Source organism: Streptomyces sp. NPDC005722, from assembly GCF_040630935.1.
GTDB lineage: Bacteria > Actinomycetota > Actinomycetes > Streptomycetales > Streptomycetaceae > Actinacidiphila.
The window spans coordinates 227,204-250,387 of the sequence record NZ_JBEXYN010000004.1 but is presented as its reverse complement, the minus strand read 5'-3'; the positions used below and the strand labels follow the sequence as shown (position 1 = coordinate 250,387).

Sequence of the window (23,184 nt, the reverse complement as noted above, 5' to 3'; positions counted from 1 at the left end):
CATCGGGGAGGACAGTAAACGCGACGGAGCGCTTCCCCCGCTATACGGAGAGCGAAATCCGCCGCAACTTCTCTTCGCACGTGACGACTTGCCGACATTAACGTCCGGGCCCCGCGATCCGGTTCCAGTCCGCGAGCCGCCAGCGCCCCGCGCCGTCGCGTCGCCAGCGGGCCATCGAGGCGTTGGCGACGGCGACGTCGCCGGACGGCGGGGTCCCCAGCAGCCTTCGCAGCGCCAGCACCACCGCGTCGTGTGTGACGAGCAGCAGCGACGGGCCGGGGCGGGCGGCGGTCTCCTCCAGGAAGTCCCGGACGCGGTCCTCGACGTCGCCCACCGACTCCCCGCCCGGCGGGCGGTAGCCGGCCTCCCCCTCGCGCTCGCGGCGCCGCGCCTCCTCGGGGAACCGCTCACGGATCCCTTCGGGGGTGAGCAGCTCCAGCCGGCCCATGCCGCGGTCCCGCAGGCGTTCGTCGTAGGTGACGGGCAGCGGCGCGCGCCCCGCGGCCGTACGGACCTCCTCGACGGCGTCGAGGGTCTGCCGGGCCCGCTCGAAGGGCGAGCAGCCGGCCCGGGCGGGCGCCTCGGCGGCGGGCAGGGCGAGCAGGTCGCGGCCGAGGCGCGCCGACTGCTCCCGCCCGAGCGCCGTCAGCGCCACAGCGGCGTCCCGGACCCCGTGCAGCGACCTGCCGCGGGCGAAGGCCACGTTGGCCTCGCTCTCCCCGTGGCGTACGGCGATGATCCAGCGCGTCATGGCCGGTCCTTTCCCCCGCCCCCCGTCCACGGTATCCAGGGAGCATGGGAAGCGACGCGGGCACGGGCGCCGTCGCCGGGCTGCTGCTGGCGGCCGGCGGGGGCAGGCGGCTGGGCGGCCGCCCGAAGGCGCTGCTGGAGTACGGCGGCCGGCCGCTGGTCGAGCACGCGGCGCGGACGCTGCGCGCCGGCGGCTGCGGCCCCGTCCACATCGTGCTGGGCGCGGCGGCGGCGCAGGTACGCGAACGGGCCGCGCTGGACGGCTACGCCGTCACCGTGAACCCGCACTGGGAGCAGGGCATGGGCTCCTCGCTGCGCGCGGGCCTGGAGGCGCTGGCGGACACCGGCGCGCCGGCCGTGGTCGTGGCACTGGTGGACCAGCCCGGGATCGGGGCCACCGCGGTGGCCCGGGTGGTGGCCGCCTACGCCTCGCCGCGCACCCTCGCGTCCGCCACGTACGGCGGCAGACGGGGCCACCCGATCCTGCTGGGCGCCGCCCACTGGGCGGCGATCGCCGCGAGTGCGGTCGGAGACCAGGGGGCACGCTCCTACCTGAGGCGGCACGAGGAGGCGATCGCACACGTCGAGTGCGGGGACGTCGCGTTCCCCGCCGACATCGACACCCCGGATGACCTGCGGCTGCTGGCGGATCCGCCGGAGCCCCCTGCACCGGGTGCCACAGAACGTTGAACTTCCGCAATGCAAAAACTATGCTCCACCCAGCAGAAGCGCCCGTACGATCGGCGCGCCTCGCAGCCGCAACCCGCCCGGTCCGGCACCCCGTGCCAGGGCCGGGGCCCGGTGGCCGCCCGGCTCTCCCGGTCGCACGGCACCCCTCACCGGCAAGAGGAGAGTCAGGTTCATGTCCGCACCAGGACCCGCACCGCACGCCGTCGTCGCCGCCACCGCACCCCCCGTCGAGCGCGCGGAGGAAGTACTGACCGACGGGGCGCTCGCCTTCCTCGCCGAGCTGCACCGCCGGTTCGCTCCCCGCCGCGCCGAACTCCTCGCCAAACGCGGCGAACGCCGCGCCGAGATCGCCCGCACCGGCACCCTGGACTTCCTCCCGGAGACCGCCCACATCCGCGAGGGCGACTGGCGCGTCGCCGACGCCCCCGCCGCCCTCGACGACCGCAGGGTGGAGATCACCGGCCCCACCGACCGCAAGATGACCATCAACGCCCTCAACTCCGGCGCCCGGATCTGGCTCGCCGACTTCGAGGACGCCTCCGCTCCCACCTGGGAGAACGTCGTCGGCGGCCAGGTCAACCTGATCGACGCCTACGAGCGCCGCATCGACTTCACCTCCCCCGAGGGCAAGTTCTACGCACTCAAGGACGAGGCCGAACTCGCCACTGTCGTCGTGCGCCCCCGCGGCTGGCACCTCGACGAACGCCACCTGACCGTCGACGGCGAACCCGTCCCCGGCGCCCTCGTCGACTTCGGCCTGTACTTCTTCCACAACGCGCACCGTCTGCTCGCCAAGGGCAAGGGTCCCTACTTCTACCTCCCCAAGACCGAGTCGCACCTCGAAGCCCGCCTGTGGAACGACGTGTTCGTCCTCGCCCAGGACCACCTCGGCATCGCACAGGGCACCATCCGCGCCACCGTCCTCATCGAGACGATCACCGCGGCCTTCGAGATGGACGAGATCCTCCACGAACTGCGCGACCACGCCTCCGGCCTCAACGCCGGCCGCTGGGACTACCTGTTCTCCATCGTCAAGAACTTCCGCGACGCAGGCGAGCGCTTCATCCTGCCCGACCGCAACGCCGTGACGATGACCGCGCCCTTCATGCGCGCCTACACCGAACTGCTCGTCCGCACCTGCCACAGGCGCGGCGCACACGCCATCGGCGGCATGGCCGCCTTCATCCCCTCCCGGCGTGACGCCGAGGTCAACGCGGTCGCCTTCGAGAAGGTCAAGGCCGACAAGGACCGCGAGGCCCACGACGGCTTCGACGGCTCCTGGGTCGCCCACCCCGACCTCGTGCCCATCGCCCGCGCCTCCTTCGACGCCGTCCTCGGCGACCGGCCGAACCAGAAGGACCGGCTGCGCGAGGACGTCCACGTCACCGCCGCCGACCTGCTGGCCGTCGACTCCCTCGACGCCAAGCCCACCTACGAGGGACTGCGCAACGCCGTCCAGGTCGGCACCCGCTACATCGAGGCATGGCTGCGCGGCATGGGCGCCGTCGCCATCTTCAACCTCATGGAGGACGCCGCCACCGCCGAGATCTCCCGCTCCCAGATCTGGCAGTGGGTCAACGCGGGCGTCGTCCTCGCCGACAACGGGGAGAAGGCCACCGCCGACCTCGTACGCGCCCTGGCCGACCGCGAACTCACCGCCATCCGCGAGGAGACCGGCGAGCAGGCCTTCGCCGCCGGCCGCTGGCAGCAGGCCCACGACCTGCTGCTCAAGACGGCACTCGACGAGACCTACGTCGACTTCCTCACCCTGCCCGCCTACGAACTGCTCGACTGAACCACCCACCCTGCCCCCGGCCGTCCCCGGCCGGGGGCCACCGCCCCACACGGACCCGCACCGGGAAAAGACACCCGGCGGGCACGGGGGCACTGGCATGATCGTCGGCATGCCAGCAGCACGACCACGCGCCGCGAGGCCCAGCCTGTACATCTCGGTCGACGTCGAGGCGGACGGGCCCATCCCCGGCCCGTACTCGATGCTCAGCCTCGGAGCCGCCGTCGCGGGACGGCAGGACGCCACGGGATTCACCGCCGCCGACCCCGAGCGCGACACCTTCTACCGCGAACTGCGCCCGGCCGGAACCGAGACCGACCCGCAGGCACTCGCCGTCAGCGGCCTCGACCGGGCACGCCTGGCCGCCGAGGGAAGCGAACCGGCAGCCGCCATGACCGAGTTCACCACCTGGGTGCACACCGTCAGCGAAGGCGCCCAGCCCGTCATGACCGGCTACCCCGCCGCCTACGACTGGATGTTCCTGTACTGGTACCTGATCCGCTACACCGGATCCAGCCCCTTCGGGCACTCCGGCTGCCTCGACATGAAGACCCTCTACGCCACCAAGGCCGGCGTACCGCTGCGCGCCGTCGCCAAGGGCACCATGCCCCCGGAACTGCTCTCCCGCCGCCGGCACACCCACCACGCCCTCGACGACGCCGTCGAACAGGCAGAGCTCTTCGCCAACCTCATGGCCTGGAAGGGCACCCCGCATGCCCTTTGACCACAACGACCACTACCACCGCCTGCTGCTGCGCAAGGTCCCGCCCGGCGCACTCACCGCCCTCGACGTCGGCTGCGGCACCGGCCGCTTCGCCCGGCGCCTGGCCGCCCGAGGACTGCGCGTCGACGCCGTCGACGCCTCCCCCGAGGCCGTCGCCGCCGCCGGAACCACCCCCGGAGTCACCTTCCGCGTCGCCGACGTCACCCGCGTGGACCTCCCCCGGGGCCACTACGACCTCATCACCTGCCTGGCCGCCCTGCACCACATGCCGTTCGGCACGCTCACCGCACTGCGCGCCGCCCTCGCGCCCGGCGGCGTCCTGCTCGTCCTGGGCTGCTACCCCGAACGCACCCCCGCCGACTGGGCCGTCAGCCTGACCGCCGTCCCCGTCAACGCCGCCGCCCGCACGGTCGCGGCCGTCACCGACCGGATCCGCGGCCGCACCCCCGGACCCGTCCGGGCCCCCGTACGCCCACCGGACACACCCCTGCCGCAGATCCGCGCCGACGCGGCACACCTGCTGCCCGGCAGCCGCATCAGGCGCCTGCTGTTCTGGCGCTACCTGCTGGAGTACCGCGACGTCAGGGCCGGCTGACCGGCCCCGCCGGACGACGCGCGGTCCGCGCTCAGGCCTGACCGGTGTCGAAGCGGCTGATCTTGCCCTCGTCCACCGTGAACCGCCACTTCGTGCGCATCTCGCCCCACGCGTCGTTGCGGTAGTCCGCGATGAGGGTGAGCCCCGCCGAATCCTGGGACTGCACGTCCATGTGACCGTGCGACTCGAAGATCTCCCGGTCCGCCCACTCCTTGAGGTTGCGGTCGGAGCCGTCGTCGGACATCGTCGCGTTCTCGGTGAGCGCGGCCTCGAAGGCCTTGCGGTCCCCGGCGTTCACCGCCGAGACGAAGGCGCGGACGGCCGGCTCGTTGAGGGCGTCGGTGCGGATCATCGCTGCTGCTCCCTGTGCTCACGGATCGTGCCACCAGCCTCGCCCGAGCCGCCCCGCCCCGCTACCCGGGACCGCACGGCCCGCCCGCCGTTCACCCGCCGGGACCGCCACCGCTGGCCCCCCGACCCGACCCCGGCGACCCTGGGATCCAGTCCGGCGGCCCGACAGCGACGGCAGGAGCACACGCGTGGCGAGCGGGGGCGAGGACCTCACCGACGAAGGACGCGACGTACTGCGGTACGCCCGCATGCTCCCCGTCGTGCTGCTCGTCGGCGGCTTCCTCGTCGACTACCTGACCCCCGCCCAGTTCAGCGCCACCGCCTTCTACTCCGTCGCCCCCATGCTCGCGGCCCCCCTGATGTCCCTGCCCGGCACCGCGCTGGTCGGGGCCGGCGCCATCGCCGCCGACGCGGGCATCCTCAGCCACTTCGGCTACCTCGGCGGCCCCGGCGGCATCAGCGAACTGCTCTCGATCACCGCCGTCGCCGTCGTGGCCGTGTTCATCAACCGCCTCCTCCACGTCCGCGACGTCCGGCTGCGCTCCGCACGCGGCGTCGCCGCCGCCGTCCAACGCGCCGTACTGCCCGCACCGCCGCGACGCGTCGGCCCCTACCGCATCGCCGCCCGCTACGAGACCGCCGAGGCCGAGGCCGAGATCGGCGGCGACCTCTACGCCGTCCAGGACACGCCCTACGGACTGCGCTGCATCATGGGCGACGTACGCGGCAAGGGCATGGCAGCCGTGGAGGCCGCCACCGTGGTGCTCGGCGCGTTCCGCATGGCCGCCGACGAGGAACCCACCCTCGCCGGCGTCGCGAACCGCATGGACCGGGCACTGTGGCGCGCGGCCGAACGCCGCGAGGGCATGGACCGCCTGGAATGGTTCGTCACCGCCGTCCTCGCCGAGTTCCCGCCCGGCGACAGCGGACTGCGCCTGGTCAACCGCGGCCACCCTCCCCCACTGGTCCTGCACGGCGGCACCGTGCGCTGCGCCGAACCCGCGGCCCACGCCCTGCCCCTGGGAATGGGGCTCGACGACGTCACCGACGAGGTCGACACGCTCCCCTTCCCACCTGGCGCCGCCCTGCTCATGCACACCGACGGCGTCACCGAGGCACGCGACGCCGGCGGCACCTTCTACGACCCCGTCGCCCGGCTGGCCACCGTGCCCTTCGACGGCCCCGACGAACTCCTCGACGCCCTCCTCGACGACGTCCACGCGCACACCGGCGGCCCGCGCAGCGACGACATGGCACTCCTGGCGGTCTGCCACTTCTGACCCCGCGGCCGCGCCCGTGGCGCCCGCCCCCGTGCCGCCCGCCTCCGTCCGCCCCGTCAGACCCCCTGCGCCGCCCCGCACGAGGCCCGCACCCGCAACGAGGGCAGCAGATCCACGTGCCGCCGCGGCGACGACCCGCCGCCCGCCGCGACACGCTCCAGCAGCAGCGCGACGGCCGCCTCCCCCACCGCCCGCTTGGGTGCCGCGACCGCCGTCAGCGGCGGATCCGCGAGACCCGCCACCTGGTCGTCGTGGACCACCACCGCCAGGTCCTGCGGAACCCGCAGCCCCAGCGCCCGCAGGCGCGAGACCACCATGACCGCCAGTTCGTCGCCGTGCATCAGCACCGCGTGCACCCCGTGCTCCTCCACCAGCGCGCGCACGTGCCGCACCGCCACGTCCACCCGCTCGGCCTCCGGCAGATCCGCCGCCGCGGTGAACGGCGACCCGGGCGCCGGGACCAGTCCCAGCGCCGCCACCGCGGCCGCGTACCCGGACCGCAACTGCCCGGCGTGCGCCGTCTCCTGGAGCACCAGCGCGACCGACCGGTGTCCCAGCGCCGCCAGGTGCCGCACCGCCATGACCGCCCCCTGCGCGGAATCCGTCCGCACCCGGTCCAGCTCCGCCGCCTGGCTCCCGGGCGGCGCCAGCCGCTCCACCAGCACCAGGGGCACCGCGCGCTCGGCGATCCGGGCCCCGCCCCCGGGCGCGGGCGTCCAGCCCGGGGTCAACAGCAGCCCGTCCACCCCGGAGGCGACCAGCCGGCCGGCCTGCTCCTCGTCACCCTCGGGCAGGTACCCGGACAGGCCCAGGACCAGCCGCCCCCCACGCGCCTCCACGGCCTCCCGGGCGCCCTGCACGATCTCGCCGAACGAGTAGTCGAGGGTGGGCACCACCATGCCGACCACGAGCCCCTCGGCGTCCCGCGCCCCCGCACGGGCGGACTCCGCGGCGCCACCGGCGGTGGGCGCCAGGACGGAACCGTGGACCCGGCGCAGCCGGCCCTGCTCGGCCAGCGTCTCCACGTCCCGGCGCACGGTCACGGTCGACACGCCCAGTTCGTCGGCGAGGTCGGACACCCGCAGGGTGCCCCGTTGACGGACCAACTCCATTACCCGTTCGTGGCGCTGGTCGACGTGGAGTCGCACGGTGTTCCCCTCGGTGCTCCGGGCGGGCGGTGTCGTGAACCACTGCTGCCCCGCACTGTACGCACTGCGCGCACGACGTTGATCCACAGGTTCGCGCCGAGGAGGAGGCGGTGCGGGCGGCAGCGGTCCCGACGTGGGGATCCGCGGAGGCGCCCGGTGGCCCGCGGGCACGGCGCGGGCTGCGGGGCGGGCGTCTGCCAGACAGTCTCGACCCCCGCATTACTTGTCCCTCCCGTGACGCGTCTCCCCCGTCTGTCGGTGCCTGCCCCTACCCTGCTGCCGTGACCGCGCCCGCCCTCCGCCAGCTCCGCGCCGCCCTGGAACGCGCCCTCGCCGACCCGGGCATCGCCACCTCCCGCTCCCGGGAGGAACGGCTCCGCAAGGCCACCGCGGTGCTGGAGCGCGCCGCCGCCGACGTCCCACCGCGGGCGCTGGGCAGCCTCGACGACCTGTTCTCCGACGCCGTCCTGGGCCACCCGGGGCGGCCCGACACCGTGCTCGGCCGCATCGCGGCCGGCCGGTACCGCACCCGGGCGGGGCAGCTGGGCCGGCCGCTCACCCCCGCCAGCCAGCGCGACATCATGGACGGCGTCGCCGACCTCAACCGGGCCGCCGGGCGGGCCCCCTTCGGGTGGCAGGCCCGCGGGATGCGCCCCTGGTCCAAGCACACCAAGGAGCCCCTGGACTTCACCGGGCACATCGTGCTGCGCCGGGCGCTCGCCACCGCCGCCGAGCCGCGCCGCGAGCCGTACCGGCTGCGGCTGCTGGCGGCGCTGGAGGTGCTGTGGGCGACGGCGGTGCCCCGCGAGGGACTGGTGGCCGCCGACGTCACCGACCTGTCGGCCGGGGAGTCCCGCATCCGGCTGACCGTGAACCTGCCCGGCCGGACGACCGCGACCCGGCAGGAGTTCGCGCTCCCCCGGTCGGCGCGGACCGCGCTGCGGCTGTGGCTGCCGGTGCGCCGGGAGGTCGTCGCCCGGCACCTGGACGCGGGACCCGACCATCCCGCCAACCAGGCCCTGTTCGTCACCCTGCGGCACACGGTGGCCGAACCGGCGTCGGGCGCCGCCCGGATGGTGCCGCCCGGCATCCGCATCACCGGGAACGGTCTGGAGACCGACTACAGCAAGTGGGCCCGCGGGCTCAACGGCGACCACGCGGGGCAGAAGGGCTGGCCGGTGCCGACCGACCTGTACACCGTCTCCCGCGGGGGCGCGGTGCTGCGTGAGGCCCAGGGCCGTTCCCAGGGCCGGGGCCCGGGCCACCGGTAGGGATCAGCCGGTGCGGGTCCGCGCCCGGTGGCCGTCGAGGACGTCCTGGCGCAGCAGTGGGCCGAAGCCGGCCGACTCCAGGCGCCGGCCCAGTTGCGCCTCGTCGACGCCGAGGGCCGCCGCGGTGCGGCCCAGGTGCCAGTCGTGGGCGGCGAGGCGGTCGAGCAGGTGGCCGCGGCGCACCTGGTTCTCCGAGAGCCGGAAGGTCTTGAGGTAGACGGTCCGGCCCCGGCGGTCCGTGACGGCCTCGCCGATGTGGTTCTCCTGCCCGGGGCGGAACCCCGGCAGGAACCGGGAGAGCGTGAAGGGGCCCATCCGGTACACCTTCCGCCAGGTGCGGGGCTGCTCCAGGAGCGCGGCGGCCATGGTCGTGTCGTGGAACCGCGCCCAGGCCCGCTCCTGTCCCGCCGCCACGGCACGCAGCTCCGCCAGGGAGTCGATGCCCGCGCCGGGGATGCGGGCGCGGAACTCCTGGACGGGCGGCATCAGCGTGGCGTAGTGGTGGACGAGTTCGCCGTACAGGTCCCGCACGAGGGTCGGGTGCAGCGCGCGGTAGTCGTCGGGGTGCGGCACGACGAAGGCCGCGGCCAGGGCGTCGGCGAGGTAGAGCAGGACGCCGCACTGACCGGGGTGGATCTCGAAGATCCGGAGCGCGTCGGCGAGTCCGCGCACGTCGGCCCCCGTGTACGCCTCCTCCGCCCGCGGGGACAGGCCCCGGCGCAGCGCGCGCTGCGACCACTCCTCCCAGGCGATCGAGGGGCCGCCGAAGTGCAGTGCCAGATAGCCCTCCAGCGCCAGGTGCAGGGGGAGGAAGCGCAGCCTGCCCTTGGCCTCGCGCCGGGCCATCCGGCGGTGCATGCGCAGGCCGGCCGTCGCGGGGCGCGCGTCGTCGTCGTCCGCGGCCAGCTGCGTGCCGTAGGCGGCGGCCGGGGTGCCGTCACCGGTCCAGGTGGCGACGAACGCGTGCGGGACGTACGCGACGTAGTCGTGCCGCGGGCCGGTCTGGACGACGGACGGCCCGTCGCCGAGGAGCCGCGGGTGCAGCCGGAGGTCCTCGACGGGCTGTTCGCGCACCAGCGGGACCAGGCGCACGGCGCCCCAGACCTGGGAGGGGCGGGTGTCCAGGCCGGTCAGGTCGAGTGCGGTCATCGGGCGGGTTCCCCCCGGTCGGTCCGGTCGAACAGTCGCTGCACGCGGGCGTCGAGGTAGGCGGCCAGTTCGGCCGGGCCGGTGCGGCCCTCGGCGAACTGGGCGAGTTCGACGAGCGCGGGCAGGTCCTCGGCGTCGCGGATGCCGGCGGTGGCCACGGCCGGGGACAGCCGGCGCACGTCGAAGTCGTCCGCGTCGTAGACCGGGTTGAGGTGCACGACCTCGGTCCGGCGGCCGGGGTCGACGCGCTCGCGCCAGACCCGGAGCACCTCGCCCGCCAGGCCCGGGGGTGCGTTGTCCCAGCCGTCGGAGACGACCACCAGCCGGGACGGCCCGGTCTCCAGCGCGTCGAGGATCCGCCGGCCCAGCGGCGTCGCCCCGTACGGGTGGACGAGCAGGGCGTCGGTCCGCCCGGACGTCCACAGCCCGGTGTACTCGCCGGCGAGCGCCGCGAGCAGGTGGTGGCAGGCCAGCGCGACGGCCAGCGGCCGGCGGCGCTTGGTGCCCGAACCCGACGCGGAGAAGCTGTCGTCGAGGACGGCGGTGACCCGGCCCCAGCTCCCCCGGCGCGCTCCGGCCACCCGTACGGCCGCGGCGTCCAGGGCGCCGGTCAGTTCGCGGCGCCTGCGCAGGCGTTCCTCGGCGGGCAGCGAGAGCACGTAGGAGGCGAGACGGGTCAGCGGCATGCGGTCCAGGGCGGTCGGCACGGAGTCCGCCGCGTGCCGGTGGGCGGACTCCTGGAGCCGCAGGGTCTCCAGGCGGGTCAGGCGCGGGGCGATGCGCTCGAGGAACACCTCGCGGGGCACCTTGTGCTTGGCGGCGAAGCCCTCGGCGACGGTGTAGGGCAGTTCATAGAGGGCGTCCTGCGCGAAGTGCGCGCGGCGCCAGGCCTCCAGCAGCGGTGTGTCGTAGCGGCCCCGGCTGAGCGGCCGGAACACGAAGGTGCCCAGTTCCTCACCCGTGGGGGCGAGATGGGCGTGCCTCAGTGCCCGCTTGAACCCGCTGCGGTACTTCACCGCGTCGAAGGCCTGGTCGGGGCGGGCGGCGAGCCAGTCGCGGATGATCGCCCGGGTGCGCCGGTTGTTGACCCCGGCCCGGCGCAGGTCGCCGAAGAGCCCGTACACCCGCTGGGGCGGGAGCAGGGCCAGCCGGCCGGCGATGAGCCGGCCCTCGCTGCGCCGCTGTTCGGCGGTGGCCTCGGCGGCGGTCTCCAGCAGCCGGCGGATGATCAGCGCCGCGTTGTGGTCGTTGACGTCGAGGGCGAGGACCCCGGCGTACAGGTCGCGGTAGTTGCCCAGCATGTACGTGTGGAGGAAGTCCAGCGACAGCCGCTGCTCCCGCGCGCCGGAACGGAACTCGCGCTGACCGGTCGCGGTGATCGCCGCGTTGACGAACAGCAGCACGTCCTCGGCGGCGACGGCCGCCCCCCGCTCGCCCATGGCGTCGGCTCCCCCCGTTGTGGACGCCGGCCGGGGAAAGGGGGCACGAGCAGCGAATCATTGCTTCAGAGGCAGGTTCCGGAAGTCGCACCGAAGTCCCGCGGCCGGCACGGCGACCGTAACAGAGCCGGTGCGGGGCGCTCCATCCGATTCCGGCCCCGCCCCGCCCGCGGTCGGCGCCGGACGCGGGCGAACGCCGGGTCCCGCCCCGGGCAGGGCGGGACCCGGCACCGGCCGGGGGGCCGTCCCTCCCCCGGCCGGGGTCTGCGCGGGACCGCGGCGGTCAGCCCGTCAGGCCCACGATCCGCGCGAGCCGCCGGGCCTGGTCGCGGGTGGCGCGCGCGACGGCCTCCTCGTCGACGGCGACGAGTCGGCCCTGCTCCACCACCGGGCGGCCGTTCACCAGGGAGAGGGTGACGGGGGCCGCCGCGCCCAGGACCAGGGCGGCGACCGGGTCGGCGATCGAGGCGTGGGCGAGGGTGTCCATCCGCCACAGGACGAGGTCGGCGAGCTTGCCCGGTTCCAGGGAACCGATCTCCGCGGCCCGGCCGAGCACTTGGGCGCCGCCGAACGTGCCCAGCCGCAGGGCCTGACGGGCCGTCAGCGCGGCCTCGCGGTGGGCGCCGAGGCGGTTGATGAGCAGCGCGTTGCGCAACTCGGTGTGCAGCTCGCCCGATTCGTTGGAGGCGCTGCCGTCCACGCCGAGGCCGACCGGGACGCCGGCCGCGAGCATGTCGGGGACCCGGGCGATTCCCGCGGCCAGGCGGGCGTTGGAGGACGGGCAGTGGGCGACGCCGGTCCGCGTGCGGGCGAAGGCCGCGATGTCGGAGTCGGCCATGTGGACGCAGTGCGCCATCCACACGTCCTCGCCGAGCCAGCCGGTGGACTCGAAGTAGTCCGTCGGCCCCATGCCGAACAGTTCCTTGCAGAACTGCTCCTCCTCCACGGTCTCGCTGCCGTGGGTGTGCAGCCGCACGCCCTTGCGCCGGGCGAGTACCGCGCCCTGGCGCAGCAGTTCGGTGGAGACCGAGAACGGCGAGCAGGGGGCGACGGCGATCTGCGTCATGGCGCCGGGCGAGGCGTCGTGGTGCTTGTCGATCGTCTCCTCGGTGGCGGCGAGGGCGTCCTCGAGGGTCTCGACGGCGAAGTCCGGGGGCAGTCCGCCGTCGGACTCGCCGCGGTCCATCGAGCCGCGGGCGAGGGTGAAGCGCACGCCCATGCCGGCGGCGGCCCGGATGATGGCGCCGGACAGGTCTCCGGTGCCGCGGGGGAAGACGTAGTGGTGGTCCATGGCGGTGGTGACCCCGCCGCGGGCCATCATGGCCAGGGAGCCCTGGGCCGCCGCGTGGGTCATCGGCTCGTCGATGCGGGCCCAGGTGGGGTAGAGGGCGACGAGCCAGTCGAAGAGGTTGTGGTCGGTGGCCAGGCCCCGGGTGAGCCACTGGTAGAAGTGGTGGTGGGTGTTGACCAGGCCGGGGGTGAGCAGGTGGCCGGTGCCGTCCACCCTCCTGACGACCCCGTCCAGTCCGGCGGGGGCACGACCGGGGCCGACGGATTCGATGCGGTCGCCGGCGACGACGACGTGGCCGTCCGGGTACTCGGTGCCGGCCGCGTCGACGGTGGCGACGGCGCAGTTCTCGATGACGGTGCGCTCTGCTGGGGCGGTCATGGCGGGGCCTCTCAGTCCGTCTCCGGGATGCGGGGCTCGGCTCCGTCGCGCAGGACGGTGCCCTCGATGAGGCCGTAGGGGCGGTCGGCCGCGAAGTACACGGCGCTGTCGGGGGTGTCGTTCTTCAGGCCGAAGGGCTCGAGGTCGACGAGGAAGTGGTGCTTGTTGGGGAGCGAGAGCCGCACCTCGTCGACCTCGGGACGGTGCTCGACGACCCGGTCGCCCATCGCGTACAGCGTCTGCTGCAGGGAGAGCGAGTAGGTGCCCGCGAAGGCGTCGAGGAGGTGGCGGCGGACCTCGGCGTACGACTCCTCCCAGGGCGGGGCGGGGTCCTCGTCCCGGGTCCAGTGGAACCGCCAGCGGGCGCGGACCTCGGTGGCGAGGACACGGTCGCGGGTCTCCGGCAGCGTGGTGTACCGGTCCTTGACGAAGCCCCAGAACTCGGAGTCGGTGGTGTTCATGACCACGAGGTCCCTCAGGCCGGAGACGACCTGCCACCGCGAGCCGTCGAAGGTGACCTCGGTGGTGCGGGTCTCGCCGCCGCCACGGACGAAGGAATGCTCCCGCGCGATCCGCTCCCAGCCGTACTCCTCGATGCGGATCCTGGCCCGGGCGATGGACTGCTGGCCCGTGACGAAGTGCCGGGCGAGGTGGATGCCGAACTGCTCGGCGGAGGCGACGCCGTGCTGCTTGGCGAAGGCGAAGACGGTGTTCTTGGTGGTGTCGGTGGGCAGCACGGCGGCGTTGCTGCCGGAAGTGTGGACGTCGTCCATGGCGCCGGAGAGCGCGACGGAGACGTTGAGGTCCTTGACGTGGTGGGTCGCGCCGTCGCGGGTGACGTGGACGACGCGGGTCTCCGCCTTGCCGTACTGGTTCTGGCCGAGTCGGGTGGGCGACATGTCGGTGCTAGCTCCCTCGGTATACGGAGTAGCCGAACGGGTTGAGCAGCAGCGGTACGTGGTAGTGCTCGCCCGGCTCGACGGCGAAGACGATCGCCACCTCCGGGAAGAAGGCTCCGCTGTCCCCGGTGCGGGGGGCGTCCTGCTGGTCCTCGGCTCGACTGCGGTGGTCGGTGCCCTGACCGGTGAGGTAGGGCTCGGTGGCGAACTCCAGCCGTACGTGGGTCGTGCCCGCCGGCGGGTCGGGCAGGTCCTTGCAGCGGCCGTCGGCGTCGGTCCGGGAGGTGCCGTGCGGCGCCCAGGGGGCCGCGCTCCCGGCGCGCACCTCCAGGGTGACGGCGACGCCGCGCGCGGGGCGGCCGGCGCTGGTGTCCAGGACGTGGGTGGACACGGAGGTCATGAGGGGTCCTCCTGCGGGGTCGCGACGAGCCGGATGAGCCGTACGCGGTTGATCCTCCCCAGTTCGGTGCGGACGACCTCGCGCTCGGTGCCCGGGTCGTTGCCGATGCGCTCCTGGAGCGCGGCCAGCATCTGGTCGCCGGTCCTCCCGGTGGCGCAGATGAGGAAGACGTGGCCGTGCCGCTCCTGGTAGGCGAGGTTCAGGGCGAGCAGTTCCGCGCGCTGGGTGTCCCGTACCCCGCTCTGTTCGCGGGCGGACACCGGGTCGCCGGGCCGGGGCCGGCCGATCGGCGGATGGCCCGCGATCGCCTCGGCCAGGTCGTCGGGGCCGAGGCGGGCCGTCGCGGCGTCGGAGGCGGCGAGCAGCGCGTCGAGGGTGTCGTACGGGCGGGCCGCCGTGACGGCGGCGCCCCAGGAGCGGCTCGCGCAGACCTCGTGCAGCAGCGCCGCCGCCTCCGGTCCGCCGGCGGCGTTGAACCGGGCCAGGCCCGGGGATGGGCTGGAAGTCACAAGGGCACGCTAGGAGCGTCCACCACACGACGTCAACAGTTTGTTGAAAAGTCGCGGCCCACGACGCCCGGACGGCCGCCGCCGCCGGCCCCTCCGCGCGCGGACCCGCGCACCGGCCCGCGGGCTACCGGCCTTCCTTCGCCGCGTTCTCCCTGTTGAGGTAGTTGTAGACGGTGAAGCGGCTCACGCCGAGCGCCGAGGCGACCGTCTCCACGCCGTGGCGCACGGAGAAGGCGCCGCGCTCCTCCAGGATGCGGACGACCGTCTGCTTCTCCTTGCGCCCCAGCTCCGACAGCGCCTTGCCGTGGCGGCGCTCGAGGTCGGCCAGGATGTGGTCGAGCGAGTCCGCGAGGTGCGGCAGCCGTACGGCGACGACCTCCGCGCCCTCCCAGCTGAGCACGACGTCGTCACCGCGCGCCTCGCCCGGCGGCACCAGTTCGGCGCCCATGGCGTCGGCGAGCGGCTTGATCGCCGCACGGAGCGGGTGCTCGACCGGCTCGCTCACCGGTCCGCCTCACCCACGACGTTGACCTGCAGCGACACCCGGGTCGCACCGGCCTGGAGGGTGCGCCGCAACAGATCGCCGACCACCGCGACCACCTGCTCCGTACCACCCTCGGCCGAGTTGCCGAAGGGCCCGACGTCGACGGCGTCCAGCCCGGCCGTCTCCAGGACCTCGCGGCCCACCACGGCGTGCCGCGGGGGCTCGTCCAGGTCGAAGGGCTCGGTGGTGAATTCGAGTCTCAAGCGCACGCCCCTCAACCTAGCTGGTCAGCGGCTTTCCGGGACATCCCTCTTGACAGCCGCCGTCCGGCTCCGGGAGTCTTCCGTTAAGTAGAAATTAGTTTCCGTATTACGGAAGGGCGCATGTGATGGGCTTCGACTCCACGCGCTTCGATGTGAACCTCTCGATCCTCTTCACCGAACTCCCGCTCCTGGAGCGCCCCGCGGCGGCCGCCGCGGCCGGCTTCTCCGCGGTCGAGCTGTGGTGGCCGTGGACCCGGATGCCGACCCCTCCGCAGTCGGAACTCGACGCCCTGCGCGACGCGTTGCAGGAGGCCGGCACCCAACTGGTGGGCCTGAACTTCTACGCGGGCGAGCTCCCCGGCCCCGACCGCGGCGCCCTGTCCCTGCCGGGCGAGGAGTCCGCCCGCTTCCGCGCCAACATCGACGTCGCCGCCGACTTCGCCCGCTCGGTGGGCTGCACGGCCCTCAACGCGCTGTACGGCAACCGGGTGGACGGCGTGAGCCCCGAGGCGCAGGACGAACTCGCCCTGGAGAACCTGGTCCGGGCCGCGCACGCGGCCGACCGGGTCGGCGCGGTCCTGCTGGTCGAGGCCCTCAACGCGCCGGAGTCGCCGCGCTATCCGCTGGTGAGCGCGGCCGCCGCGGTCGAGGTGGTCGACAAGGTCAACGCCGAGACGGGGCTGGGCAACGCCCGGTTCCTGCTCGACCTCTACCACCTGTCGATGAACGGCGAGGACCTGCCCGCCGTGATCGACGCCTACGCGGACCGCACCGGTCACGTCCAGATCGCCGACGACCCCGGCCGGGGTGCCCCCGGCACGGGCTCCCTGCCGCTGGCCGCCCTCCTGGGCCGGCTGGGCGACGCGGGCTACGACGGCTTCGTCGGCCTGGAGTACAAGCCGGGTCCCGAGGGCAGCGCCGCGTCCTTCGGCTGGCTCGCCGACGCCGACAAGTAATCCGGAGAGGACATCATGACCAGCACACTTCCCACGGTCGCGTGGATCGGCCTCGGCATCATGGGCTCCCCCATGTCGGAGAACCTGATCAAGGCCGGGTACTCCGTCACCGGCCACACGCTGGAGCAGGACAAGCTCGACCGCCTGGCCGCGGCCGGCGGCACGCCCGCGGCCTCGATCGCCGAGGCCGTGAAGGACGCCGACGTCGTCGTCACCATGGTCCCGGCCTCCCCCCAGGTGGAGGCCGTCGCCTACGGCGAGGCCGGCATCCTGGCGAACGCCCGGCCGGGCACGCTCCTGATCGACATGTCCTCGATCACCCCGCAGACCTCGGTCGACCTCGCGAAGGCCGCGGCCGCCAAGGGCATCCGGGTCCTGGACGCCCCCGTCTCGGGCGGCGAGGCCGGCGCCGTGGAGGCGGTGCTGTCCATCATGGTGGGCGGCGAGCAGGCCGACTTCGACGAGGCGCGGCCCCTGTTCGACGCCCTCGGCAAGACCGTCGTCCTGTGCGGGCCGCACGGCGCCGGGCAGACCGTCAAGGCGGCCAACCAGCTGATCGTCGCGGTGAACATCCAGGCGTGCGCCGAGGCCGTGGTCTTCCTGGAGAAGTCCGGTGTCGACCTCCCCGCGGCCCTGGAGGTGCTGAACGGCGGCCTCGCCGGTTCCACGGTGCTCACCCGCAAGAAGCAGAACTTCCTCGACCGCGCGTACGCCCCGGGCTTCCGCATCGACCTGCACCACAAGGACATGGGCATCGTCACCGACGCCGCCCGCAACGTCGGCGCCGCCCTGCCCGTCGGCTCGGTGGTGGCGAACCTCGTCGCCTCCCTGCGGGCGCAGGGCGACGGCGGCCTGGACCACTCCGCCCTGCTGCGCGGTGTGGAGCGGCTGTCCGGCCTGCCGGCCGGCGGCTGACCCCCGGCTTCCGGGCGGCGGCGCCCCGACACGTCCCGTCGCGCCCGACGGGGCGCCGCCGCCCGGAACCACGAACGTCCGCGCCGCCGAGAACTTCTGAGGGGTAGGTCGAGGCGGCGCGGACCGGGCCCCGCCCGGGGACCCGTACCGCGGCCGGGCCGGACGCGGACCGGGTGCCCGGGCGGTGGTGCGTGTCCGCGGAGACCGGGGACGGCAAGACGGGTGCGCGACGGGCTCCGCTTGCGGGAGCATGGAGGGCAGGACCGTTCCGGCGAGCACCGCCGTCCCGCCGCGTCGCCCGCAACGCCGTACCGCCGTACCGCCCAGGAGTCGCGAACCATGGCAGAGAGCGTGCCCGTGCGCTGTCCGGCCTGCCGCCGGGAGCACGCCTACACCGCACCCACCTTCCCCTGCGCCTGCGGCACGCCGCTGGCCCTGCCGATCCTGCGCGGCGGCGTCCCGCTGCAGATCCGCCACCGGTCCTGGGACGACTCCTGGGTGGCCATGCGCTGCCCGGACTGCGGACGCGACGACCAGTGGCCGCAGCCCGAACTGGGCTGCGACTGCGGGGCGGTGGTGCGGCTGCCGGTGGACACCCGGGCGCTGCGGGTGCCCGAGCGGCGCCCGGTCCCCCCGCTGCGGCAGGACGGCCCGGGGGCCTCCGCGCCGGCGTCCCGGCCGCCGTTCCGGCCGGTGACCATCCGTACCGCGAGGGACGCGGTCACCGCCGCCGCGCAGTACCTGAAGTGGCTCGGCTTCGCGGGGGTGCGCACCGCGGGGGACCGCGCCGCGAACGGCATCGACCTGCGCGGCGACGGGGTCGTGGCCCAGGTCGACCCGACGACCCGGCCGACGCCGCTGCGGGACGTGGAGACCCTCTGGCTCAACTGCCTCAACGAGGACTCCACCGGGGCCTTCTTCTCCCTGGCGGGCTACGCCCACGAGGCGCGGCTGCGCGCGGACCGGCTGGGTGTGCCGCTCTTCGTCATGGACCTCACCGGCACGCCCCAGCCGGTCAACGACGCCGCCGACGTACTGATCAGGACGGGCCCGCACGCCACGCCCTGAGCCGGGACGAGCTCAGGGCTGCCCTTCACCGTCCGTGGTCACTCGGGTCGCGCGACCGCCGCTCCCGGGGGAGTATCGAGAGGTTCCCCTCCGTACGGCACCCCAGGACTACGTCAAGGACGCAGCGATGTCTACGGCCCTTCTGAAGCGCAAGCTCGACAAATCCTTCCGCCGTCTGGACACGGACGGCAACGGGTACGCCGAGCGCGCCGACTTCCAGGACGTCGGCGCGCGGCTGATCCACGGTTTCGGCATGTCCCCCACCTCGCCCAAGGGCAAGGCGGTGGCGGTGCGGCTGGACGCCGTCTGGGCGGAGCTGGCGGCGTACGCCGACAGGGACCGCGACGGGCGGCTGTCCTCCGCGGAGTACCACCACGGGATGACCAAGGCCTTCATCGAGGGACCCGCCTTCGACCCGGTCTTCCACCCGGCGGCCGAGGCCGTCGCCCTCCTGTGCGACACCGACGGCGACGGACACGTCGTGCGCGGGGAGTTCGAGGTCCTGCAGCGGGCCTTCAACACCCCGCTGACCGACATCGCCGCCGCCTTCAACCGCATCGACACCGACGGCGACGGCTGTGTGAGCACGGCCGAACTGGTGGCGGCCATCCGCGCGTACTACATCGGCACCGACCCCGAGGCCCCCGGCAACTGGCTGTTCGGGCCGCTCTGAGCCTGCTGCCCCGGGACCCGCCGCGGTTCCCGGGTCGGCCGCGCGTGGAGTCCGGCCGCCGCGCCCGGGAGGTCAGGACGCGGCGGCCGGTGGCACGTGGGGCGAGCCGGTCTCAGGAGCCCGCGAGCGGGATGATCTCGGTGGGCGCGTGGCCGGGTTCGGTGGCCAGTTCCTCGAACTCCACCACGTTGCCGATGTCGTTGGTGACGCTCATGGAGATGTTGGTGACCCGTTCCAGGATCGCCTCGACGACCACCGGCACCCGGTACTCGGCCGCGAGCTTCTTCGCCTGCTCGAAGGCGGCCCCGAGCCCGGCCGGGTCGGTGACCCGGATCGCCTTGCAGCCCAGGCCCTCGGCGACCTTGACGTGGTCGACGCCGTAGGCGCCCAGCTCGGGCGAGTTGACGTTCTCGAACTCCAGGTTGACCTCGAAGTCGATGTCGAAGGCCCGCTGCGCCTGGCGGATCAGGCCCAGGTAGGCGTTGTTCACCAGGACGTGGACGTACGGGATCCGGTGCTGCGCGCCGACCGCGAGCTCCTCGATCATGAACTGGAAGTCGTAGTCGCCCGACAGGGCCACCACCGGGGTCGACGGGTCGGCCTTCGCCACGCCCAGGGCCGCCGGCACGGTCCAGCCGAGGGGCCCCGCCTGGCCGCAGTTGATCCAGTGCCGCGGCCGGTAGACGTGCAGCATCTGCGCGCCCGCGATCTGGGACAGGCCGATCGTGGTGACGTAGCGGGTGTCGGGGCCGAAGGCGCGGTTCATCTCCTCGTACACGCGCTGCGGCTTCATCGGGATGTCGTCGAAGTGCGTCCGGCGGTGCAGGGTCGCCTTGCGCTCCCGGGCGGAGGCCGCCCAGGTGGAGCGGTCGGGCAGTTCGCCGGCGGCCCTCAGCTCCTCGGCCACCTCGACGAACAGCTCGAGCGCGGCGCCGGCGTCGGAGGCGATCCCGAAGTCGGGGGCGAAGATCTTGCCGATCTGGGTGGGCTCGATGTCGACGTGCACGAAGGTGCGGCCCTTGGTGTAGACGTCGATCCGGCCGGTGTGGCGGTTGGCCCAGCGGTTGCCGATGCCGAGGACGAAGTCCGACTCCAGGAAGGTCGCGTTGCCGTAGCGGTGCGAGGTCTGCAGGCCGACCATGCCCGCGTTGAGGTCGTGGTCGTCCGGGATGGCGCCCCAGCCCATCAGGGTCGGCACCACCGGGGTGCCGGTCAGCTCGGCGAACTCCACCAGCAGTCCGGCCGCGTCGGCGTTGATCACCCCGCCGCCCGCCACGATCAGCGGCCGCTCGGCGGCGGTCATCATGGCGAGCGCCTTCTCGATCTGGCGGCGGGTGGCGGCCGGCTTCCACACCGGCAGCGGCTCGTACGTCTCGGGGTCGAACTCGATCTCGGTCAGCTGGACGTCGACCGGCAGGTCGATCAGGACCGGGCCGGGACGTCCGGAGCGCATGAGGTGGAAGGCCTTCTGGAAGACCCCGGGGACCTGGGCCGCCTCCAGGACGGTGGTCGCCGCCTTGGTCACGGGCGCGGCGATGGACGCGATGTCCACGGCCTGGAAGTCCTCCTTGTGGATCACGGCGGTGGGCGCCTGACCGGTGATGCAGAGGATCGGGATCGAGTCGCCGGTGGCCGAGTAGAGGCCCGTGATCATGTCGGTGCCGGCCGGACCCGAGGTGCCGATGCAGACGCCGATGTTGCCGGGGGCGGTACGGGTGTAGCCCTCGGCCATGTGGGAGGCCCCCTCCACGTGCCGGGCCAGCGTGTGCTGGATGCCGCCGGAGGCCTTGAGGGCGGCGTAGAAGGGGTTGATCGCGGCGCCGGGCACGCCGAACGCGGTGTCCACGCCCTCGCGCTTGAGGATCTCCACTGCCGCTCGGGCGGCGGTCATTCGAGGCATTCGGTCACTCCTGCGTCGTCCTGCTGGCCAGGTTGTCGCGCCCGGTGCTCCACACTTCCCCACGACCTTTCGACATTCCACATAGCGGAAGTCTTCTTTTGTCATGCGGAACTACTGTGAACATAGGGCGACCCTGGCGCGCGGGTCAAGAAGGAGGCGCGAAAGCCGTCCGGGAACGGGGTCGATGGATGTCGGTACCACCCACTAGGGTTCCGCTCGCCCTTCACATCGGCTTCACACGGACCCCAGGTGATCCCCTTGACCACGCCCACGCCCACGCCCGCGCAGTCCCAGCCCCCCTCAGGACCCCAACCGCCGCCGCAGGCACCGGCGGTGCCCCCGGCCGCGCGGCCGAGACCCTTGCCGCCGTTCGGGCAGGAGGTGCCGGGCTACGGACGCTCCTGCCTGTTCTGCGGCTCCGTGCCGGCCGTCCAGGCGACCGTCCGCGGCCACCAGGGCATGGTCGTGATGATGCGTTTCCTGAAGGTCCGGGCCCCGTTCTGCCGGCGCTGCGGCATCGCCAAGCACCGCGAGATGGTCTCCAACAGCCTGGTGCAGGGCTGGTGGAGCCCGGCCTCGATGCTGGTCAACCCGCTCACGCTGCTGGTCAACCTGTTCCAGCGCCGGAGGATCAACCGCCTGGCCGAGCCGGTCCCCGGTGCCCCCGGCACGCCCGCCGACCCCGGCCGGCCGATCCTGCTCCGCCCCACCGCCCTGGGCCTGCTGATACCCGTGCTCCTGATCGGCGCGGGCTGGCTGGTGCTCCACGACGACCCCGATTTCGCCGAGGCCGGCGACTGCGTCCACAGCAACGGGCAGACCTTCTTCCCGGACGTGAAGGTCGTCGACTGCGGTTCCGCGGAGGCCCAGTACGAGGTCGTCGGCCGCTTCGAGGACACCACCGACACCGGCCGCTGCGACGTCTACCCCCGCACGGTGGCCGCGTTCCTGGCGGAGTACGGCTCGACCAAGTACGTGCTGTGCCTGGCACGGAACGACAACTCCTGACCGCCGCCCGCGCTTCCTCGCGGACCGGCCGTCAGGCGCGGCTCCACTTCTGGTCGTCCGCGCCGCTGCAGCTCCGCAGCCGCAGCCTGGTGCCGTTGACCGCCGGCGAGTCCTCCGCCTGGACGCACTTGTCGGCCTGGACGTTGACCAGGTCGTGGGCGGCGTTGAGGCGGAACCGCTGGGCGCCGGTGCCGTTGCAGTCGACCAGTTGGACGGCCGCGCCGTCCTCCCGTGAACCGTCCACGACGTCCATGCACTTGCCCTGGGAACGGATGCTGCCGTCGGGCCTGATCCGCCAGGACTGCGCCGCGCCGCCCGTGCAGTCCCACAGCTGCAGCGGTTCACCCCAGGGAATGCTGCCGTCGATGCAGCGGCCCGAGTCGTGGCTGCGGATCGCCGTGCCGGAGGCGGCGGAGTGCGACGGGCCCACGGCGGGACGCTGCGCCGGCACGCCGCTCGCGGCGCCGGAGCCGGCCCCGTCGGTGGCGCTCGGGGTGGCGGCCGTCCCGTCCGGCGAACCGGACTCCGACGGCCACGGGCCGTTCCCGGCGGACGGCGACCGGCTGCCGTCGGGGCTCGCCGGATCCGGGCCCGCGCCGGGTGTCGCACCGCCGGCGGGGTCCTCGTCCGTGAGGGTCACGGCAGCCGGGCCGCGCTCCTGCGCGCCCGCACCCCGCACGAGGAACGGCACGCAGGCGAGCACACCCACCGCAAGGCCCGCGCCGACCAGCAGGAGCGGACGCGACCAGCCGCGCCGCCCGGTGGCGGGAGCCGCGGGAGGCGCCTGCGGGACGGCGCCCGCGTCCGCCGCCGGTGCGCGCTCCGGGTCGGGGGCGGGTGCGGAACGGGTGGCGAAGGCGAGGCCGGCGGCGAAGCCGTCCGCGTAGGCGGATTCCGGCTGCGCGGACCCGTCCTGCGGCCCGGGCAGCGCGGCGGCGGCCTGCTTGGCGCGCGGCGTCGACGCGTCGCCGCTCCAGTCCGTGGGGGTCCGGCTGGTGGTGGAGGAGGCGTCGGCGATCGCGGACGTCCTCCGCGTCCGCCGGGGCAGCCCCGCACCGGCGGGGGAGCCCACCGCCGGGCTCTCGCCGGCCGCCGGCGCCGGCTCGTCGGGAGAAGCCGTCATGAAACCTTCCAAACCCAGGATGTGCCGAGTGCAGCCCCGCCGCGTGGGCCGGGGCTCGGGCACACCCGTCCCCCGGGGCATCCGCGCCGCGGCGTCCCCCCGCAACGGGGCTTCCGCGGCAGCGCAGC

Annotated in this window: 24 protein-coding genes; 11 read left to right on the top strand and 13 right to left on the bottom strand. The window is 74.0% G+C overall.

Going from position 1 to position 23,184, the window contains the following annotated elements:
• Window positions 1-97: 97 nt before the first annotated feature.
• Window positions 98-751, bottom strand: coding sequence for a histidine phosphatase family protein (locus ABZ479_RS07115; RefSeq protein ID WP_500460449.1), 654 nt, complete (start codon window positions 749-751; stop codon window positions 98-100).
• Window positions 752-795: 44 nt separating this feature from the next.
• Here ABZ479_RS07115 and ABZ479_RS07110 point away from each other — a divergent pair, with 44 nt between their 5' ends.
• The 4 genes from ABZ479_RS07110 (at window position 796) to ABZ479_RS07095 (ending at window position 4,551) form a co-directional block, all read left to right on the top strand.
• A complete protein-coding gene (locus tag ABZ479_RS07110; RefSeq protein ID WP_500460448.1) occupies window positions 796-1,440 on the top strand; it encodes a nucleotidyltransferase family protein in 645 nt (214 codons plus the stop codon).
• A 172-nt stretch (window positions 1,441-1,612) separates the two neighbouring features.
• Window positions 1,613-3,235, top strand: coding sequence for a malate synthase A (gene aceB / locus ABZ479_RS07105; RefSeq protein WP_500460447.1), 1,623 nt, complete (start codon window positions 1,613-1,615; stop codon window positions 3,233-3,235).
• A gap of 109 nt (window positions 3,236-3,344) precedes the next feature.
• The gene (locus ABZ479_RS07100; RefSeq protein WP_500460445.1) at window positions 3,345-3,956 is read left to right on the top strand and encodes an exonuclease; all 612 of its coding nucleotides are present in this window, start codon (window positions 3,345-3,347) and stop codon (window positions 3,954-3,956) included.
• On the top strand, window positions 3,946-4,551 hold the full coding sequence (locus ABZ479_RS07095) for a class I SAM-dependent methyltransferase (protein WP_500460444.1): 606 nt from the start codon (window positions 3,946-3,948) through the stop codon (window positions 4,549-4,551). The genes ABZ479_RS07100 and ABZ479_RS07095 overlap by 11 nt, the downstream gene beginning before the upstream one ends.
• Window positions 4,552-4,582: 31 nt before the next feature.
• Here ABZ479_RS07095 and ABZ479_RS07090 read toward each other — a convergent pair whose 3' ends face one another.
• Window positions 4,583-4,903 carry a nuclear transport factor 2 family protein gene (locus ABZ479_RS07090; RefSeq protein WP_500460443.1) on the bottom strand — a complete coding sequence of 107 codons (321 nt, stop codon included), beginning with the start codon at window positions 4,901-4,903 and terminating at the stop codon, window positions 4,583-4,585.
• 187 nt (window positions 4,904-5,090) lie between these two features.
• Here ABZ479_RS07090 and ABZ479_RS07085 point away from each other — a divergent pair, with 187 nt between their 5' ends.
• The gene (locus ABZ479_RS07085) at window positions 5,091-6,182 is read left to right on the top strand and encodes a PP2C family protein-serine/threonine phosphatase (protein WP_500460441.1); all 1,092 of its coding nucleotides are present in this window, start codon (window positions 5,091-5,093) and stop codon (window positions 6,180-6,182) included.
• A 56-nt stretch (window positions 6,183-6,238) separates the two neighbouring features.
• Here ABZ479_RS07085 and ABZ479_RS07080 read toward each other — a convergent pair whose 3' ends face one another.
• Complete coding sequence (locus tag ABZ479_RS07080; protein ID WP_500460440.1) at window positions 6,239-7,330, bottom strand: LacI family DNA-binding transcriptional regulator; 1,092 nt, start codon at window positions 7,328-7,330, stop codon at window positions 6,239-6,241.
• A 281-nt stretch (window positions 7,331-7,611) separates the two neighbouring features.
• Here ABZ479_RS07080 and ABZ479_RS07075 point away from each other — a divergent pair, with 281 nt between their 5' ends.
• Window positions 7,612-8,601, top strand: coding sequence for a hypothetical protein (locus tag ABZ479_RS07075; RefSeq protein WP_500460439.1), 990 nt, complete (start codon window positions 7,612-7,614; stop codon window positions 8,599-8,601).
• A 3-nt stretch (window positions 8,602-8,604) separates the two neighbouring features.
• Here the strand turns inward: ABZ479_RS07075 and ABZ479_RS07070 are convergent, their stop codons facing one another.
• The 8 genes from ABZ479_RS07070 to ABZ479_RS07035 form a co-directional block, all read right to left on the bottom strand.
• Window positions 8,605-9,750: an ARPP-2 domain-containing protein gene (locus ABZ479_RS07070; protein WP_500460438.1), complete on the bottom strand. Its 1,146-nt coding sequence runs from the start codon at window positions 9,748-9,750 to the stop codon at window positions 8,605-8,607.
• A complete protein-coding gene (locus ABZ479_RS07065) occupies window positions 9,747-11,189 on the bottom strand; it encodes a hypothetical protein (RefSeq protein ID WP_500460437.1) in 1,443 nt (480 codons plus the stop codon). The genes ABZ479_RS07070 and ABZ479_RS07065 overlap by 4 nt, the downstream gene beginning before the upstream one ends.
• 283 nt (window positions 11,190-11,472) lie before the next feature.
• Window positions 11,473-12,858, bottom strand: coding sequence for an 8-oxoguanine deaminase (locus tag ABZ479_RS07060; protein ID WP_500460436.1), 1,386 nt, complete (start codon window positions 12,856-12,858; stop codon window positions 11,473-11,475).
• Between the two features lie 11 nt (window positions 12,859-12,869).
• Window positions 12,870-13,757, bottom strand: coding sequence for a factor-independent urate hydroxylase (gene pucL / locus ABZ479_RS07055; protein WP_500460435.1), 888 nt, complete (start codon window positions 13,755-13,757; stop codon window positions 12,870-12,872).
• A gap of 7 nt (window positions 13,758-13,764) precedes the next feature.
• Window positions 13,765-14,157 carry a hydroxyisourate hydrolase gene (uraH, locus tag ABZ479_RS07050; RefSeq protein WP_500460434.1) on the bottom strand — a complete coding sequence of 131 codons (393 nt, stop codon included), beginning with the start codon at window positions 14,155-14,157 and terminating at the stop codon, window positions 13,765-13,767.
• Window positions 14,154-14,666, bottom strand: a complete 513-nt coding sequence (uraD, locus tag ABZ479_RS07045; protein ID WP_500460432.1) for a 2-oxo-4-hydroxy-4-carboxy-5-ureidoimidazoline decarboxylase — start codon at window positions 14,664-14,666, stop codon at window positions 14,154-14,156. The genes uraH and uraD overlap by 4 nt, the downstream gene beginning before the upstream one ends.
• A gap of 124 nt (window positions 14,667-14,790) precedes the next feature.
• Window positions 14,791-15,171: a helix-turn-helix domain-containing protein gene (locus ABZ479_RS07040; protein ID WP_499601521.1), complete on the bottom strand. Its 381-nt coding sequence runs from the start codon at window positions 15,169-15,171 to the stop codon at window positions 14,791-14,793.
• Window positions 15,168-15,419, bottom strand: a complete 252-nt coding sequence (locus ABZ479_RS07035) for a YkoF family thiamine-binding protein (RefSeq protein ID WP_499601523.1) — start codon at window positions 15,417-15,419, stop codon at window positions 15,168-15,170. Before ABZ479_RS07035 ends, ABZ479_RS07040 begins: the two co-directional genes overlap by 4 nt.
• A gap of 119 nt (window positions 15,420-15,538) precedes the next feature.
• Here ABZ479_RS07035 and ABZ479_RS07030 point away from each other — a divergent pair, with 119 nt between their 5' ends.
• The 4 genes from ABZ479_RS07030 to ABZ479_RS07015 all read left to right on the top strand — a co-directional run bounded on the left by ABZ479_RS07030 (window position 15,539) and on the right by ABZ479_RS07015 (window position 19,025).
• Entirely contained in the window at window positions 15,539-16,369 is an 831-nt protein-coding gene (locus ABZ479_RS07030; RefSeq protein ID WP_500460431.1) for a TIM barrel protein, read from the top strand.
• 15 nt (window positions 16,370-16,384) lie between these two features.
• Window positions 16,385-17,284, top strand: a complete 900-nt coding sequence (locus ABZ479_RS07025; protein ID WP_500460430.1) for a 2-hydroxy-3-oxopropionate reductase — start codon at window positions 16,385-16,387, stop codon at window positions 17,282-17,284.
• A 339-nt stretch (window positions 17,285-17,623) separates the two neighbouring features.
• Window positions 17,624-18,352, top strand: a complete 729-nt coding sequence (locus ABZ479_RS07020) for a hypothetical protein (protein ID WP_500460429.1) — start codon at window positions 17,624-17,626, stop codon at window positions 18,350-18,352.
• 127 nt (window positions 18,353-18,479) lie between these two features.
• A complete protein-coding gene (locus tag ABZ479_RS07015; protein ID WP_499601529.1) occupies window positions 18,480-19,025 on the top strand; it encodes an EF-hand domain-containing protein in 546 nt (181 codons plus the stop codon).
• A 112-nt stretch (window positions 19,026-19,137) separates the two neighbouring features.
• Here ABZ479_RS07015 and gcl read toward each other — a convergent pair whose 3' ends face one another.
• A complete protein-coding gene (gcl, locus tag ABZ479_RS07010) occupies window positions 19,138-20,925 on the bottom strand; it encodes a glyoxylate carboligase (protein WP_500460428.1) in 1,788 nt (595 codons plus the stop codon).
• A gap of 381 nt (window positions 20,926-21,306) precedes the next feature.
• Between gcl and ABZ479_RS07005 the strand changes: the two genes are divergently transcribed.
• Window positions 21,307-21,933: an LppU/SCO3897 family protein gene (locus ABZ479_RS07005; RefSeq protein WP_500460427.1), complete on the top strand. Its 627-nt coding sequence runs from the start codon at window positions 21,307-21,309 to the stop codon at window positions 21,931-21,933.
• A gap of 31 nt (window positions 21,934-21,964) precedes the next feature.
• Here the strand turns inward: ABZ479_RS07005 and ABZ479_RS07000 are convergent, their stop codons facing one another.
• Window positions 21,965-23,056 carry a ricin-type beta-trefoil lectin domain protein gene (locus ABZ479_RS07000; protein WP_500460426.1) on the bottom strand — a complete coding sequence of 364 codons (1,092 nt, stop codon included), beginning with the start codon at window positions 23,054-23,056 and terminating at the stop codon, window positions 21,965-21,967.
• Window positions 23,057-23,184: the final 128 nt, after the last annotated feature.